This is a genomic window from Burkholderia sp. Bp9099, from assembly GCF_003857805.1.
Lineage (GTDB): Bacteria > Pseudomonadota > Gammaproteobacteria > Burkholderiales > Burkholderiaceae > Burkholderia.
In genome coordinates this window covers 107,723-122,932 of the sequence record NZ_QTPU01000014.1, presented here as the reverse complement: position 1 = coordinate 122,932, position 15,210 = coordinate 107,723, and the positions used below count along the sequence as shown (strand labels likewise).

Annotated in this window: 16 protein-coding genes; 9 read left to right on the top strand and 7 right to left on the bottom strand. The window is 65.8% G+C overall.

Translation table 11 applies throughout. The features are described 5' to 3' along the window. The first annotated feature begins 205 nt into the window (after window positions 1–205). From DIE17_RS18095 to DIE17_RS18085, 3 genes are read left to right on the top strand one after another with little or no spacing between them, the layout of a single operon-like run. Window positions 206–1,522 carry a D-alanyl-D-alanine carboxypeptidase family protein gene (locus DIE17_RS18095; RefSeq protein WP_044846757.1) on the top strand — a complete coding sequence of 439 codons (1,317 nt, stop codon included), beginning with the start codon at window positions 206–208 and terminating at the stop codon, window positions 1,520–1,522. 48 nt (window positions 1,523–1,570) lie between these two features. Continuing rightward, window positions 1,571–2,497 carry a D-amino acid aminotransferase gene (locus DIE17_RS18090; RefSeq protein WP_124520683.1) on the top strand — a complete coding sequence of 309 codons (927 nt, stop codon included), beginning with the start codon at window positions 1,571–1,573 and terminating at the stop codon, window positions 2,495–2,497. After that, window positions 2,497–2,805 carry a YbeD family protein gene (locus DIE17_RS18085; protein WP_044846755.1) on the top strand — a complete coding sequence of 103 codons (309 nt, stop codon included), beginning with the start codon at window positions 2,497–2,499 and terminating at the stop codon, window positions 2,803–2,805. The genes DIE17_RS18090 and DIE17_RS18085 overlap by 1 nt, the downstream gene beginning before the upstream one ends. Here DIE17_RS18085 and DIE17_RS18080 read toward each other — a convergent pair. Then, window positions 2,789–3,778, bottom strand: a complete 990-nt coding sequence (locus tag DIE17_RS18080) for a transcriptional regulator GcvA (protein WP_044846754.1) — start codon at window positions 3,776–3,778, stop codon at window positions 2,789–2,791. The two genes, DIE17_RS18085 and DIE17_RS18080, sit on opposite strands and share 17 nt — an antisense overlap. A gap of 102 nt (window positions 3,779–3,880) precedes the next feature. Between DIE17_RS18080 and DIE17_RS18075 the strand changes: the two genes are divergently transcribed. From DIE17_RS18075 to lipA, 3 genes are all read left to right on the top strand, one after another. Then, the gene (locus tag DIE17_RS18075; RefSeq protein ID WP_044846777.1) at window positions 3,881–4,207 is read left to right on the top strand and encodes a DUF2917 domain-containing protein; all 327 of its coding nucleotides are present in this window, start codon (window positions 3,881–3,883) and stop codon (window positions 4,205–4,207) included. An 83-nt stretch (window positions 4,208–4,290) separates the two neighbouring features. Next, window positions 4,291–5,046: a lipoyl(octanoyl) transferase LipB gene (gene lipB, locus DIE17_RS18070; RefSeq protein ID WP_044846753.1), complete on the top strand. Its 756-nt coding sequence runs from the start codon at window positions 4,291–4,293 to the stop codon at window positions 5,044–5,046. Further along, on the top strand, window positions 5,039–6,031 hold the full coding sequence (lipA, locus tag DIE17_RS18065; protein WP_124486554.1) for a lipoyl synthase: 993 nt from the start codon (window positions 5,039–5,041) through the stop codon (window positions 6,029–6,031). The genes lipB and lipA overlap by 8 nt, the downstream gene beginning before the upstream one ends. Before the next feature lie 134 nt (window positions 6,032–6,165). Here lipA and DIE17_RS18060 read toward each other — a convergent pair whose 3' ends face one another. The 3 genes from DIE17_RS18060 to DIE17_RS18050 are packed head-to-tail and all read right to left on the bottom strand — an operon-like array spanning window position 6,166 to window position 8,309. After that, a complete protein-coding gene (locus DIE17_RS18060; protein ID WP_124486553.1) occupies window positions 6,166–6,834 on the bottom strand; it encodes a hypothetical protein in 669 nt (222 codons plus the stop codon). 12 nt (window positions 6,835–6,846) lie between these two features. Next, a complete protein-coding gene (locus DIE17_RS18055; RefSeq protein ID WP_124486552.1) occupies window positions 6,847–7,761 on the bottom strand; it encodes a glycine zipper family protein in 915 nt (304 codons plus the stop codon). After that, window positions 7,758–8,309 carry a PAAR domain-containing protein gene (locus DIE17_RS18050; RefSeq protein WP_124486551.1) on the bottom strand — a complete coding sequence of 184 codons (552 nt, stop codon included), beginning with the start codon at window positions 8,307–8,309 and terminating at the stop codon, window positions 7,758–7,760. Before DIE17_RS18050 ends, DIE17_RS18055 begins: the two co-directional genes overlap by 4 nt. 372 nt (window positions 8,310–8,681) lie before the next feature. On the opposite strand from DIE17_RS18050, the gene tauA reads away from it, so the two are divergent. The 3 genes from tauA to DIE17_RS18035 are packed head-to-tail and all read left to right on the top strand — an operon-like array spanning window position 8,682 to window position 11,501. Next, on the top strand, window positions 8,682–9,698 hold the full coding sequence (tauA, locus tag DIE17_RS18045; RefSeq protein WP_124486550.1) for a taurine ABC transporter substrate-binding protein: 1,017 nt from the start codon (window positions 8,682–8,684) through the stop codon (window positions 9,696–9,698). A gap of 40 nt (window positions 9,699–9,738) precedes the next feature. Continuing rightward, window positions 9,739–10,536 carry a taurine ABC transporter ATP-binding protein gene (locus DIE17_RS18040; RefSeq protein ID WP_044846750.1) on the top strand — a complete coding sequence of 266 codons (798 nt, stop codon included), beginning with the start codon at window positions 9,739–9,741 and terminating at the stop codon, window positions 10,534–10,536. Further along, window positions 10,536–11,501 (top strand): ABC transporter permease subunit, encoded by a 966-nt coding sequence (locus tag DIE17_RS18035; protein WP_124520764.1) that lies wholly within the window; start codon window positions 10,536–10,538, stop codon window positions 11,499–11,501. The genes DIE17_RS18040 and DIE17_RS18035 overlap by 1 nt, the downstream gene beginning before the upstream one ends. Window positions 11,502–11,539: 38 nt before the next feature. On the opposite strand, the gene DIE17_RS18030 is transcribed toward DIE17_RS18035, so the two are convergent. From DIE17_RS18030 to DIE17_RS18020, 3 genes are all read right to left on the bottom strand, one after another. Further along, a complete protein-coding gene (locus DIE17_RS18030; RefSeq protein WP_124520685.1) occupies window positions 11,540–12,175 on the bottom strand; it encodes a LysE family translocator in 636 nt (211 codons plus the stop codon). Window positions 12,176–12,239: 64 nt separating this feature from the next. Continuing rightward, entirely contained in the window at window positions 12,240–14,132 is a 1,893-nt protein-coding gene (gene ggt / locus DIE17_RS18025) for a gamma-glutamyltransferase (protein ID WP_124520687.1), read from the bottom strand. Between the two features lie 71 nt (window positions 14,133–14,203). After that, complete coding sequence (locus DIE17_RS18020) at window positions 14,204–15,166, bottom strand: LysR family transcriptional regulator (protein ID WP_124486547.1); 963 nt, start codon at window positions 15,164–15,166, stop codon at window positions 14,204–14,206. Window positions 15,167–15,210: the final 44 nt, after the last annotated feature.

Below are 15,210 nucleotides of genomic sequence, written 5' to 3'. Positions count from 1 at the left end.
GCGGCCCGGCTGGGCCCATGCGGCGCTCGTTTCGCCGCCTGTCCGCCCGCTCGCGACGGCCGCGAACCGAACGCGTCCGCACGAGTCCAACCGGCGCGTTTCGCGCCGTCCGACGCAGTCGGACGAACGCCGGAACGCCCGCCGCCTTGCCGTTCAACCCTTGCGCGTTTCGCGCCGCACTTTCTGCCATCAGCCTGAATCGATCATGCGTCTGTCTCCCCAAGGCCTCAAGTCCCTCGCTTCTTCCATCGCCTTCGGCACCGCCGCGCGCAACGTCGCGCTCGGCGTGATGCTGCCCGTCGCGCTCGCGTCGACGATCGTCGTCGCCGAGGCGAAGCCGGCCGCCAAGGCCAAGGCCGCGCATGCCGCGCCGGCCGCCGCCGCCGAGCAGTTCACCGGCGCGCCCGCGACCTTCATGCCGGGCGCGGTGCCGCCGCCGGGCGTGAACGCGCGCTCGTGGGTGCTCGTCGATGCGACGAGCAACACGGTGCTCGCATCGGGCAACGCCGACGAACGCGTCGAGCCCGCATCGCTGACGAAGCTGATGACGGCCTACCTGGTGTTCGAGGCGCTCGACAAGAAGAAGATCTCGATGGAGCAGATCGTCACGCCGAGCGTAGCGGTACGCCGCGTCGGCACCGACGAGTCGCGCATGTTCATCGAGGCGAACAAGCCGGTGTCGGTGCACGACCTCGTGTACGGGATGATCATCCAGTCGGGCAACGACGCCGCGATCGCGCTGGCCGAACTCGTCGGCGGCAGCGAAGGGCAGTTCGTCACGCTGATGAACGACGAGGCGGCGCGCCTCGGCATGAAGGGCACCCACTTCGCCGACGTGAACGGCATGCCCGACCCGAACCACTACACGACGGCCGGCGACCTCGCGAAGCTGTCCGCGCACCTGATCCGCGATTTTCCGCAGTACTACAGCATCTTCTCGGAGAAGGAATTCAAGTACAACAACATCCGCCAAGGCAACCGCAACCGCCTGCTGTGGCTGGATCCGACGGTCGACGGCCTGAAGACGGGCCATACGCAGGCGGCCGGCTACTGCCTGATCGCGTCGGCGAAGCGCGCGATCCCGGGTGTCGACAGCCAGCGGCGTCTCGTGTCGGTGATGATGGGCGAGCAGAAGGAAGGCGAGCGCACGCAGGACAGCATGAAGATGCTGAACTACGGCTATAGCGCGTTCGACGCGGTGCGCCTGTTCAAGGGCGGCCAGGCGATGTCGACGCCGCGCATCTACAAGGGCAAGGAAAACACCGTGCAGGTCGGCGTGAAGGGCGACCAGTGGGTGACCGTGCCGCGCGGCCTGGGCGACAAGGTCAAGCCGGAAGTCGAGGTCAACGCGCCGCTGATCGCGCCGCTCGCGGAAGGCCAGCAGGTCGGTACCGTGAAGATCGTCGCCGATGGCAAGACGCTGTCGGAGTTCCCGGTCGTCGCGCTGCAGGCCGTGCCGGAAGCGGGTATCTTCGGCCGTATCTGGGACTCGATCCTGCTGATGTTCAGCAAGAAGAAGTAAGCGCGACGGGCCTTTGTTTTCACGACTTCATCCCCATCTGTCATTGCCATGAGCCAAGCCGAATTCGAACCGATCGTCTACCTCAGCGTGTCGTCGCACGAGGAACTGGTGCCGCTGTCGGAAGCCCGCGTGCCGGTGCTCGACCGCGGGTTCATCTTCGGCGATGGCGTGTATGAAGTCGTCCCCGTTTATGCGCATGACGGCGCGCACGTGCCGTTCCGGATCGAACAGCATCTGGACCGGCTCGCGCGCAGCCTGAAGAAGATCGGCATCGACAATCCGCATGACGCGGCCGGCTGGCGCGCGCTGATCGAGCGCGTGGTCGCCGCGAATGCGGAAGGCCTCGGCGACGGCCATGCGCTCGTCTACCTGCAGGTGACGCGCGGTGTCGCGAAGCGCGGCCACGCGTTCCCGGCGAATACGGTGCCGACGGTGTTCGCGATGACGAGCCCGCTGCGCCTGCCGTCGGACCAGGAGCGCGCGCAGGGCGTGCGCTGCGTGACGGCCGAGGATCGCCGCTGGCTGCATTGCGACATCAAGTCGATCTCGCTGCTCGGCAACGTGTTGATGGCGCAGCATGCGGCCGAACGCGACGCGTTCGAGACGATCCAGCTGCGCGACGACAACGTGACCGAAGGTTCGTCGTCGAACGTGTGGGTCGTGAAGAACGGCGAGCTGTACGCGCCGCCGCGCAGCAACAGGATCCTCGAAGGGATCCGCTACGCGCTGGTCGAGCAGCTGGCCGACGAATGCGGCATTCCGTTCGTCGCGCGCGAGATCAGCGAAGCCGAGCTGCGCTCGGCGGACGAGATCATGATCACGTCGGCCACGAAGGAGATTTTGCCCGTCACGTCGCTCGACGACCTGCCTGTGCAGGGCGGCAAGCCGGGCCCCGTGTTCGCGGCGTTGTACGACGCGTACCAGCGTGCGAAGGCACGCGAGTTTGAACAGTTTGACCTAACCCGGAGAAAGTGATGAGCGAACCGACCAAAACCATCGAGGTCACCGGCGCGATCGATGCCCGGAAGGAGTCGCTGCTGGAGTTTCCGTGCGACTTCCCGATCAAGATCATGGGCAAGGCGCACCCGGAGTTCAAGGATACGATCTTCAAGGTCGTGGCCGTCCACGACAACGAGATCGACGTCGAGAAGATCGAGGAGCGTGCCTCGAGCGGCGGCAACTACACCGGCCTCACGATCACCGTGCGCGCCACGAGCCAGCAACAGCTCGACGACATCTACCGCGCACTGACCGGCCATCCGATGGTCAAGGTCGTGCTCTGAGCGCCGCTTTCCATCCTCCTTCCTGCGCGCACTCGGCGGGGGTTTTCCCCGCCGCGCGCCGCGCGTCCAGCTCGTCGCACAGCTGCTGGTACTCCGCGACTTCCTGAAGCAGCCAGGTCCTGAACGCCTGCACGCGCGGCGTGTTCACGAGCGGCGGCGGACACACGAAAAAATAGTGCCACGGGCTCTGCCCGTCGATGTCGAACAGGCGCACGAGGCGCCCGTCCAGCAGGTCGTGCACCGCGAGCGAGCGGCGCACCAGCGCGATGCCCTGGCCGTCGATCGCGGCCAGCAGCAGGTTCGACGAATCCTGGTACAGAATCCCGCGTTTCGGCTCGGTGAGCGTATCGAGCCCCGCCGCGTCGAACCACGGCCGCCACAGCTCGTCGTCCGAGCGCAGCAGGTTGTAGTGCACGAGATCGGCGGGCGTCTGCGGCAGCTTGCCGCCGTTCAGCGTCGGCGAGCACGCCGGAAAGAACACTTCCTCGAACAGCGGCTCGACGTGCAGCCCCGGATAGCTGCCGGAGCCGAAGCGGATCGCGAGATCGACGTCGTCGCGCGCGAAGTCGGTGAGCGAGTTGGTGGACTGCAACTCGACGTCGATTTCCGGATGCCGCTCGATGAACGTGCCGATGCGCGGCGTGATGAAGCGCGCGGCGAACGACGACAGCATCGACACCACCAGCCGCCGTCCGCGGTCGCTCGCGCGCACCTCGCGCGTCGCATCGGCGATCTGCATCAGCGCGGTGCGGACCTGCTGCGCGTAGCGCATGCCGGCGTCGGTCAGGCACAGCCGCTTGCCGTTGCGCGTGAACAGTTGCACGCCGAGCTCCTCCTCGAGCGCGCGAACCTGGTGGCTGACCGCGCCGTGGGTGACGTACAGCTCGTCGGCGGCGCGGGAGAAATTCTCGTGACGGGCGGCGGCTTCGAACGCGCGAATCGCGTTCAGCGCAGGCAGCTGGCGGAGGTCCATTTGCTAATTTTCCTCACATCGACGTGAAAATTGGTCGTTTTGTCGGGTGCCTTGAAGTGACTACGATTGTAGCCATCGAAGCATTTATTGGCGGAGTCGATCATGCAAGAAATTTCTTCAAGCATCACGTTCGAAATCCCCGCGGGCGAGACCGTGCCGATGAAGGTGCAGCGCAGCACGCGTCTGACGGTGCAATGCGGGCCGGTGTGGGCGACGCGCAGCAACGACGTCGAAGACTACTTCCTGGTCGACGGCGAGACGCTCCGGCTGCGTCGCGGCGAGCGGCTGTGGCTCAGTGCGGAAGGCCGGCAGGGCGCGCAGGTCGCGTTCTCGGTGTCGCGGCCGGCCGGGGAAGTCGCGCGCGGCGCGCTGGCGCGGCTGCGCAACCGCGTGAACGCGCTGTTCCACGACGGCTGGCGCACCGTCTGACCGACCTTTCCTCCGACGGATGCTCGCGATCCGTCCCCTTCCCGGGCCGGCGAGACGCATGGGTTTTCGGTAAACTAGCGCCCATGTCCGTCTCGCCGGTTGCCATCGTGTCCACGCCTGTCGCTGTTTCCGAATCGCCCGCCGGGTCTCCGGTCCGGCCCGTCGTGCCGGTCACCGTGCGTTGGCGGGGCAGCGAGGCCTACGAGACGAGCTTCGACGCGATGCGCGCGTTCACCGACACGCGCACGGCCGACACCGGCGACGAAATCTGGGTCGTCGAGCATCCGCCCGTCTACACGCTCGGCCAGGCCGGCGACCCGGCCCACCTGCTGGTGGCCGACAGCGGCGTGCCGCTCGTGAAGGTCGACCGCGGCGGGCAAATCACCTACCACGGCCCCGGCCAGATCGTCGCCTACCTGCTGCTGGACCTGCGCCGGCGCAAGCTGATGGTGCGCACGCTCGTGACGAAGATCGAGGAGGCCGTGATCGAAACCCTCGCGGCGTATAATCTCGCTTCGGTCCGCAAGGCGGGCGCGCCGGGCATCTACGTGGCATCCGGCGTGCACGAAGGCGCGAAGATCGCGGCCCTCGGCCTGAAGATCCGCAACGGCTGCAGCTATCACGGTCTGAGCCTGAACGTGAAGATGGATCTGCGCCCGTTTCTCGCGATCAACCCGTGCGGCTATGCCGGACTGGAAACCGTCGACATGGCGAGCCTCGAGGTTGCCGCCGACTGGAACGACGTCGCCCACACGCTGGTGGGTCGTCTGATTGCCAACCTCGATGGCGCATCCGCGGCCGCCGACAAGCCGCAGGCACTGGAACATTCGAATGACTGACGTTACCGCTTCCCCCGCACCGGCCGACTCGGCCGCGACCGCTGCCTACGATCCCACCGCCAAGCAGAAGGCGCAGGCGAAGACGGCGCGCATCCCGATCAAGGTCGTTCCGATCGAGAAGCTGAAGAAGCCGGAGTGGATCCGCGTGAAGGCGGCCACCGGCAGCTCGCGCTTCAACGAGATCAAGACGATCCTGCGCGAGCACAACCTGCATACCGTGTGCGAGGAAGCGAGCTGCCCGAACATCGGCGAGTGCTTCGGCAAGGGCACCGCGACGTTCATGATCATGGGCGACAAGTGCACGCGCCGCTGCCCGTTCTGCGACGTCGGCCACGGCCGTCCCGATCCGCTCGACGCGGACGAACCGAAGAATCTCGCGCGCACGATCGCGGCGCTCAAGCTCAAGTACGTGGTGATCACGAGCGTCGACCGCGACGACCTGCGCGACGGTGGCGCCGCCCACTTCGTCGAGTGCATCCGTGAAGTGCGCGAGCAGTCGCCGGACACGCGCATCGAGATCCTGACGCCGGACTTCCGCGGCCGTCTCGACCGCGCGATCTCGATCCTGAACGCCGCGCCGCCCGACGTGATGAACCACAACCTCGAAACGGTGCCGCGCCTGTACAAGGAAGCGCGCCCGGGTTCGGACTACGCGCACTCGCTGAAGCTGCTGAAGGACTTCAAGGCGCTGCATCCGGACGTCGCGACGAAGTCGGGCCTGATGGTCGGCCTCGGCGAGACCGAAGAGGAAATCCTGCAGGTGATGCGCGACCTGCGCGCGCACGACGTCGACATGCTGACGATCGGCCAGTACCTGCAACCTTCCGAGCACCACCTGCCGGTGCGTGCGTACGTGCATCCGGATACGTTCAAGATGTACGAGGAAGAGGCGTACAAGATGGGCTTCACGCACGCGGCCGTCGGCGCGATGGTGCGTTCGAGCTATCACGCCGATCTGCAGGCGCATGGGGCCGGGGTGGTCTGATTGCTCCAGACGCTCGATGCATAAAAGAACCCGCTACGCGGGTTTTTTTATGCAGTTCTTCGTCTCGATATCCTGACGAAGTGAAGCAACGGCTTCTGGCGCAAGAGCGATTTCGTCAGCGCTTCCACGGGCTTTTAGTCCTCAAGCTTGCGAAACCGGACATCGCGCATTCTGATACTCTCGACCCACAGTTCCCAATCCTCGGCTGAGATATAAGCGCCGGTCTCTTTCCTGCCCTCTTCCAGAAAGCTCGTCTGTTCATCCAGGCTCAGGCTTTCCCAGAACGAGTCCCATACATGGTTCAGCCAGTAGTGAGGATCACCCTGACTGATATGCAGAATCGGTCCAAACTCATACAACGTGATCCACGGAGCGGCGGGGTGGAAGCCTTGCTCCGAGAGCTTGGCAATCAGTTCAACATCGTTGGAGAGCAAGCGCACGTCGCGCCCTGAAAACCTCCATGTGGCGGAGATGATGGTACTCAGCGACTGCCCGTCGACTTCGCGCATGAACTGAAAATACGCAACCTCTTGTCTGCCTTGCCGCACCAGATTGAGCAAAGTCGGAAACTGACTGGGCTGAACGTGATGAACCAGCCCAAAAGCATTGATACCCGCATCGCCTTGATATATCGGCTTGGGGTAGGCAGGAAGTTGCTGCTTTTTTGGGTCGAGCGAGCCGGAACCGAAAATGGCTTGCAATTCACCGAGTGGCTTTCCAAAGGCGTCTTCCAGACTCTTCAGACTTTCACGCTCTGCCCGCTTCGTTTGCAACTCTTCAACCTTGCGCCTGAAGAAAGACACATCCCCTCCTCATCATTTATCTGGAATCTGATCGGCAATCATCGAGCCGCCGAAATAGCCGACAGCACCAAAGAGGATGCCACCGATGGCACCGGTTATTACGGCGCCAGGCCCGAGTTCAACACCGACCAGCGCGCCCGCTGTAGCACCGACTCTGGCTCCAGCAACGGCGCCGGCCCAACTACCTGCCCACCCGCCAGCCTGGCGAATGACTTCCTTTTCCAGAGGACGAATGGACTTTAGACGAATCGATTCATTGGATGCAACCGAGAGGTCATAGCCTGTAAAAGCGAGCCCGACAACCCGCACAACACGAGCATATTTGACGATGCCGAGGCTGATAGCCAAGCCACGCTGCGAGAACACGCCTTCACCGGGCACCATGGGCCGTGGCTGAACCAGAACCTCCTTGTCCATGGCCAGGACTTTTTGCTTGATATGCTCCGCCCACCGCTTGTCTTTTGAGCGAGCCTCGGCCGCATACTTATCGATGGCTTGAACGATCTCATCGGTTGTCACGAGCTTCGCGCCTGCTCGCTTGGCTTTGGCGATGTCGACATACACGGTCTTGCCCGCCATTCTCCCCGTGCCTGTAGGATAGATGCTACTGGTAGATGCATAGGAAGTTAGCTTGTCGTATTCCAGCACGTGGTCAACGACACTGCCTGGAGCTTTGGGACCGCCCTTGCTCCACAGACCATATTTTTCTGGATAGACTTCGCGCATCTCGCCAAGTGGCGAGAGTTCAAGTTGCTTCAGATATGGATTGTCGATCGTGCTGTACGTGTGACGGACCAGCATGCCATCCTTGCCGACTTCTTCAACAGTAACAAAGAAGAAAATGCGAGCAGGCATGTGATGCCCGAGCACGTCATACTTGGAGTCAGCGGTAGCGTTTGTCGTTGTTCGATAGACGAAGTTGCTCATTGTTCCCACCGCTCCAGAGCTTGCAGACCTACTGCAATGTCCAGCTTTGACACATCCTTCGTGTAGACACGAGGACAGTAACCTTGGGAATCCGTCAGTCCCTTATAGACCGCCCCTGCTGACGTGCGAATGTGATATGGGGAACTGCAAACAGGTTGATTGTTACCGTCGAGCACGCGCACGCGCTCATCGCAGTTGCCTCGATACTCTTCCGTCAGAGATTGCCCGGAAGGTCCGTACCCCATCTCGGTGAGATTGTGAGACTCGAAGCTATGAAAGCTATCGGTTTGGGAGGCAATCATCACGGGAGGAGGATGGCATTTGCAAAGGCACAAGTCGCCATCAAGAGCCTGTTCTTTGCCCATCTTATGATCGGGCCAACGAGGACCTTGAGCCGCGATGACACCCGTGGACTGGCACGCATTACAAACGACTTGAGCGCCAACAAAAGTCAGGGCTGTACCGTGATGCGTGCAACTGTCTACCCCCTCGATGACGATGCCACCCGTAGTTGACTTGTCGCCTACCTTAAGCAAGTACCGTTTCATGCTCATTATCCGTTTTTCGCAACGGACAAAGAAATATCATCGTGGCATTGGGCGCAGCAATTAGACGGGTACTAAAAACCCTGTAATCCGAATTTTTTTGAAGTATCGTGGTTTTGACCGATTTTTCATCCCTGGATCCGCGGAGCGTGAGACGTCCCGCAAGTTGGCTACGATCTCGAATCGACCGACGCGCGGCAACGGCCCGTCCCCGCACCACAATCGTCACCCGACCGGACACGCAATCCGGTCGAGCATGGAAAGCAAAGCTGAAACGGCATCGATAGCTTCGCAGGATAAGTTCGCTCCCGCCGCGCGCAAAGCTCGTAAAGTCGGCTCTCCCGCAGCAATGCCCGCATTCCGAAGGAGAGTCGCATGTCCCGTTTCAGCTTCGTCCGCCGCGCCGTCGTCGCGCTGACCGCCTTTGCCGCGCTGGGCGCGGCGCACGCCGAATCGCGCGAGGTCGTGATCGCGTACCAGGACATGGTCGTGCCGTGGCGCTATGCGCAGGCGAGCGGTGAAGTCGAAAAGGCGACCGGCTACAAGGTCACGTTCCGCAAGCTCGACAGCGGCGCCGACGTGATCCGCGCGCTCGCGTCGGGCTCCGTGCAGCTCGGCGAGGCCGGTTCCAGCCCGATCGCGGCCGGCCTGTCGCAGGGGCTCGACATCTCGCTGTTCTGGGTGCTCGACAACATCAACGACGCCGAGGCGCTCGTCGCGCGCAACGGCTCGGGCGTCACGAACGTCGCCGGGCTGAAGGGCAAGAAGATCGGCGTGCCGTTCGTGTCGACGTCGCACTTCCATACGCTCGTCGCGCTGCAGGCCGCGGGCGTCAATCCGAACGACGTGAAGATCGTCAACCTGCGTCCGCCCGAAGTCGCGGCTGCGTGGGCGCGCGGCGACATCGACGCGACCTACATCTGGGATCCGGTGCTCGCGAAGGTCAAGCAGTCGGGCACCGTGCTCACGACGTCGGGCCAGGTTGCGAAGGAAAGCGGCAAGTCGACCTTCGACGGCTTCGTCGTGAGCCGCAAGTTCGCGCGCGAGAACCCCGAGTTCGTCACGCGCTTCGTGAAGGTGCTCGCGGCGGCAGACGCCGACTACCGCGCGCACGCTGCCGCGTGGAAGGTCGGTTCGCCGCAGGTCGCGGCGGTCGCGAAGGTGTCCGGCGCGAACGCGCAGGACGTGCCGGCCAGCCTCGCGCTCTACGCGTTCCCGACGGCGGCCGAGCAGGCTTCGCCGACGTGGCTCGGCGGCGGCGCGCAATCGGGCGCCGCGAAGTCGCTCGCGGCCACGGCCACGTTCCTCAAATCGCAAGGCACGATCCAGACGGTGCTGTCCGACTATTCGGCCGGCGTCGATCCGCAGTTCGTGCAGAAGGCCGCGCGCTGAGCGCGGCCGTTCAGCCCTCTCGTCGCGGAGCCCTTCGATCATGAGCACGCTGGAAGTCCGTCAGGTATCGGTCGACTATCCCGGCGAACGCGGCCGGCCGACGACGCAGGCGCTCGCGCGCGTCGACCTGCGCATCGAAGCCGGTGAATTCGTCGTCGCGCTCGGCGCGTCCGGGTGCGGAAAGACGACGCTGCTGAACTGCATGGCCGGCTTCGTCGCGCCGACGACCGGCGACGTGCGCGTCGACGGCGTGCCGGTCACGGGCCCCGGCGCCGATCGCGGCGTCGTGTTCCAGAAATACGCGTTGCTGCCGTGGCTCGACGTGCTCGAGAACGTCGCGCTCGGGCTGCGCTTCGCACGCGTGTCGAAGGCCGAACGCGAAGCGCGGGCGCGGGAGATGCTCGCGCTGGTCGGGCTCGACAAGCATGCGCACGCGCGCGTGTACGAGCTGTCGGGCGGGATGCAGCAGCGCGTCGGCATCGCGCGTGCGCTCGCGAGCGATCCGCGCGTGCTGCTGATGGACGAGCCGATGGGCGCGCTCGACGCGATGACGCGCGGCACGATGCAGGCGCTCGTGCTCGACGTGTGGGCACGCACCGGCAAGACGGTGTTCTTCATCACGCACGACGTCGAGGAGGCGCTGTTCCTCGCGACGCGTCTCGTCGTGATGACGCCCGGCCCCGGCCGGATCGCGGAGACGTTCGAGCTGCCGTTCGCGCGGCGCTACGTCGAATCGCGCGATGCGCGCGCGGTGAAGTCGTCGCCGGAATTCATCGCGTGGCGCGAGCGGCTGATCGCGTATCTGCATCGCGACGAGGCGGTGGCGGAGCGCGCGTGATGCATGAGTTCGCGCGACGGGGCGCGTCCGTCGGGCGCGGCCGGATCAGTACTTTGCACAGGCAGGTCGACATGAGCACGCAGGAATCGTTGGCAGCCGATCGAGCAGCCTCGGAGTTCGGGCAGGATCAACGCGCGACGCGACAGCGTCACGCGGTGCGTCCGGCTCGCGCATCGCATCGCTACCGGTTGCCGGGGCAGGGGCGGACGGCCGCGCTCAGCGCGGCGACGGTCGCGGCGCTGGCCGTGCTGTGGTGGGTCGCGACGCACCGGCAGTGGTTGCCGCCGTTGTTCCTGCCCGCACCGGAAGCGGTGTGGGCCGCGTTCGTCGACGCGTGGCATGGCCGCATCCAGGGCGGCCTGCCGTTGTCGGAGCATTTGTTGTGGAGCGCCGCGCGCGTGTTCGGCGCCTTCGTGTTCGCCACTGCGATCGGCGTGCCGGCCGGCATCCTGATGGGCGTGAGCCGCATCGCGCGCGGCGTGCTCGATCCGCTGCTGGAGTTCTACCGGCCGCTGCCGCCGCTCGCGTATCTGCCGCTCGTCGTGATCTGGTTCGGCATCGACGAGACGGCGAAGCTCGTCGTGATCTTCCTCGCATGCTTCGCGCCGATCGCGATGGCCGCCCGTGCCGGCGTGCGCGCGGCAACCGTCGAGCAGATCAACGCCGCGTATTCGCTCGGCGGCAGCTTCCCGCAGATCGTGCGCCATGTCGTGCTGCCGGCCGCGCTGCCGGAAATCCTCACCGGCTTGCGGATCGCGATCGGGTTCGGCTGGACGACGCTGGTCGCGGCCGAGATGGTCGCCGCGACGGCCGGGCTCGGGCAGATGGTGCTCAACGCATCGAGCTTCCTGCGCACGGACATCGTTGTGATGGGGATTCTGATCATCGGCGCGATCGCGTGGCTGTTCGATCTCGCGATGCGATGGGTCGAGCGGCGGGTGGTGCCGTGGAAGGGGCGGGGGTGAGCGGAGGGGTGTTGCGACGCGGCGAGGTCGTCGTCGCATCAGGTCGCGGTGCCGCGTCGATAGAGGCTGAGGGCGACCGCCAGCCCGGCCAGCATGCCGGCGCAGCCGCGATTGAGCCATTTCAGGGCTTTGCCGGACATGACCTTCATCGCGTGATAGCCACTTGCCGCGTAAATTCCCATCAACAGGACGTCGATCATGGCCGTCAGGATCGCCAGCGTTGCGTACTGGGCCGAGACGTTCGATTGGGGCTGGATGAACTGCGGCAGGAATGCCGAAAAGAACAGCAAGCCCTTTGGATTTGACAGTGCAACAAGCAGCGAGCGCTTGAATGCGGAGCGGCCGTCGCGTGCGCCGTCCGCTTGCACGGCGTCGGCCGACGGCAGGGACATAGGGGCACGCCAGAGCACCCAGGCGAGGTAGAGCAGGTACGCGGCGCCCGCCCACTTCAGCATGACGAACAGGTGTTCCGACGCTTGCATGAGTGCGCCGAGCCCACATCCGACCGCGCCGATCAGAATCAGGTCGGACAGCGCGGCGCCAGCGATGCCGTAAGCCGCGATGCGCATGCCGCGTGTGGCGCCGTTGTTCAGCGCCAGCAGCATCGTCGGGCCGGGCGTGACCGTGACGGCGGATACGGTGATGACATACAGCAAGAGTGTCGTCGAATTCACGTCGCGGCTCCTCGAGGGCAGAGGGTGCCAGTCTACGCGAGATCGAGGCGCCAGCCTGCCGGCGTCATTCGCCCATCGCGACGCCTTCCCGCCGCGGGTCGGCCCCGCCGAACCACACCGTCTGCCCCTGCACGTTCAGCCGCTGGATCCCCTGCAGTCCCGAATTCATCTCGACGACCCGCACGTCGTGCCCGCGCCCTTTCAACCCGTCGACGAGCGCGTCCGACACGCGGCCGCGTTCGAGCTGCGTCGGCCCGTTCATCGACCCGACGTTCGGCAGCGCGATCGCCTGCTGCATCGTCATCCCCCAGTCCATCACGCCGATCATCGTCTTCGCGACGTGGTTGATGATCGCGGGGCCGCCGGCCGAGCCGACGATCATCGTCACCTGCTTCGTCTTCTGGTCGAACACGAGCTCGGGCGACATCGACGAGCGCGGCCGCTTGCCTGGCTGCACGCGGTTCGCGACCGGCCGCCCGTTCTCGTTCGACACGAACGAGAAATCGGTCAACTGGTTGTTCAACATGAACCCGCGCACCATCAGCCGCGAACCGAACGCGTCCTCGACGCTGGTCGTCATCGACAGCGCCTGGCCGTAGCGGTCGACGATCGCGATGTCGGACGTCGACGGCAATTCGGGGCTGCGGTCGTCGGCCAGCGCGAGCGTCGCGCCCTGCGGCGTGCCGGCCTGCGCGACGCCCATGCTGGTGTCGCCGATCAGGCGCGCGCGCTGCGCGAGATAGGTCCGGTCGACGAGGCTCGCCCAGCTGCCGCCCGGCAGCGGCGCGAAATCCGGATCGGCGACGTAGCGCGCACGGTCCGCATACGCGAGGCGTCCCGCTTCGCTGAACAGGTGCGCGGCGAACGGCGTCGGCTCGTAGCCGACTTCGTTGCGCACCGGCTTCTGCGCGCCGATTTGCTGCCAGTCGGGCATCGCCTCGAGGATGCCGAGCATCTGCGCGATCGCGAGGCCGCCCGACGACGGCGGCGGCATCCCGCACACCACCGAGCGCCGGTAGTCGGTGCACAGCGGCGCCCGCACCTTCGCCTTGTAGCGCGCGAGATCCTGCAGCGACAGCAGGCCCGGATTGGTCGGGTGCTTGCGCACCTTCGTGACGATGTCGCGCGCGATCGCGCCGGTGTAGAACGCATTCGCGCCGCGATCGGCAACCTGGCGCAGCACGGTCGCGAGCGCGGGGTTTTTCAGCACCGTGCCGGCCCCCTTCGGCGTGCCGTCCTTGTTGTAGAAGTACGCACGCGCGGCCGGGTCGTTCATCAGGTACTTGTCGTTCGCGATCAGCATCGCGAGGCGCGGGCTGATCGTGAAGCCGTGCTCGGCGAGCCGGATCGCGGGCTGGAACAGCCGGCGCCACGGCAGCTTGCCGTGCGCGCGGTGCGCGGCGTCGAGCATCCGCAGCACGCCCGGCGTGCCGACCGAACGGCCGCCCACGACACCTTCGTAGAAGCCCATCGGCTGGCCGGTCGGGCCGTAGAACAGCCGGTCGGTCGCGGCGGCCGGCGCGGTCTCGCGGCCGTCGTACGCCTGCGTCGCACGGCCGTCGAAGTACAGCATGAACGCGCCGCCACCGAGCCCCGACGATTGCGGCTCGACGAGCGCGAGCACCATCTGCGTGGCGATCGCCGCGTCGATCGCGGTGCCGCCGGCCTTCAGCATCTCGTAGCCGGCCTGCGTGGCGAGCGGGTTCGCGGCCGCGATCATGAAGCGCTGCGAGGTCCAGCCCGGCTTGTCGGTCCAGCCGGACGCCAGTTCGGGCGCGTGAACGCCGGGCAGCGGCACCGCGGCGCCGGACGCGGCAGCGACCGGGACGACGGCGCCCGACGGCGCGGACGGCGCGGACGGCGATGTGCAGCCGGCGCCGAACGTGACGAGCGCGACGAGCGCGAGCGTGGCGACGAGCGTCCGGGGACGCGAATGCGGACGGATCCGGTCGAACATTGAAACCCTCGGCGACAGTGAATTCGAAGGAGGCGGCGTGTGCGCGGCACGCGCTCCGCACGGACGGCGCGCTATTGTCGCCGTGCGGCCGGCGGATTGTCATCCGACAGGAAACCCTGACGCATCCCGCCGGGCCCGCCCCGGCCGGCCTTTCCGGCCTGTTCGAGGATGAACTCTATGAACGTCGCGGTCGCACGCGTGTGGTGCCGGTTCGGCATGTAGAGCATGTACATGTGCGTGCCGAAGATGCTGAGACGATACGCGTCGAGCGACGTGACGACCGTGCCGCGCCGCATGTCGTCCTGCATCACGTAGTCGGGCACGATGCCGACGCCGATTCCGGCGAGGATCGCCTGGCGCAGGAACAGGAAGTTCTCCGAAATCAGCGTGGGCTCGAGCAGCACCTCGTGGCGCTCGTCGCCGAGGTACGCGGCGATCCGCAGCTGCCGCCCCAGCACCGTCGCGGTGACGACCGGCGCGGCGGCCAGCGCGCCGAGGCTCGCGGGCATGCCGTGCGCGGCCGCGAACGCGGGCGACGCGCACGCGACGTAGCGCACCGCGCCCATGTCGCGCGCGACGAGGTTCTGCGGCGGCTCGGACATCACGCGAATCGCGATGTCGACTTCGTCGCGCATCAGGTCCTCCACGCGATTCTCGAACACCACGTCGAGCACGATGCCCGGATGCAGCCGCTTGAACGCGAGCAGCCAGTCGGACATCACCATCTGCCCGTAGCCGCTCGGCACCGACAGCCGCACGCGGCCCTGCAGGTCCTGGCCGAGCGTCGTCACCGATTCCTGCGCGGCGAGCAGCTCGTTGCGGATGCGCCGGCCGTGCTCGTACAGCTTCAGCCCGATTTCGGTCGGCTCGATGCGGCGCGTCGTGCGGCGCACGAGCTGCTGGCCGATCGAGCGCTCGAGCTGGTTCAGCCGATAGCTGACGTTCGCGCGGCTCATCTTGAGCCGCTGCGCGGCCTTGCTCAGGTTGCCCGCGTCGAGGATCTCGACGAGCAGCGTCAGCGCGTTCAGGTCCATGCCCGGTGTCTCCTGATCCGTCCCGCTTAAGGACCCGAAGCGGT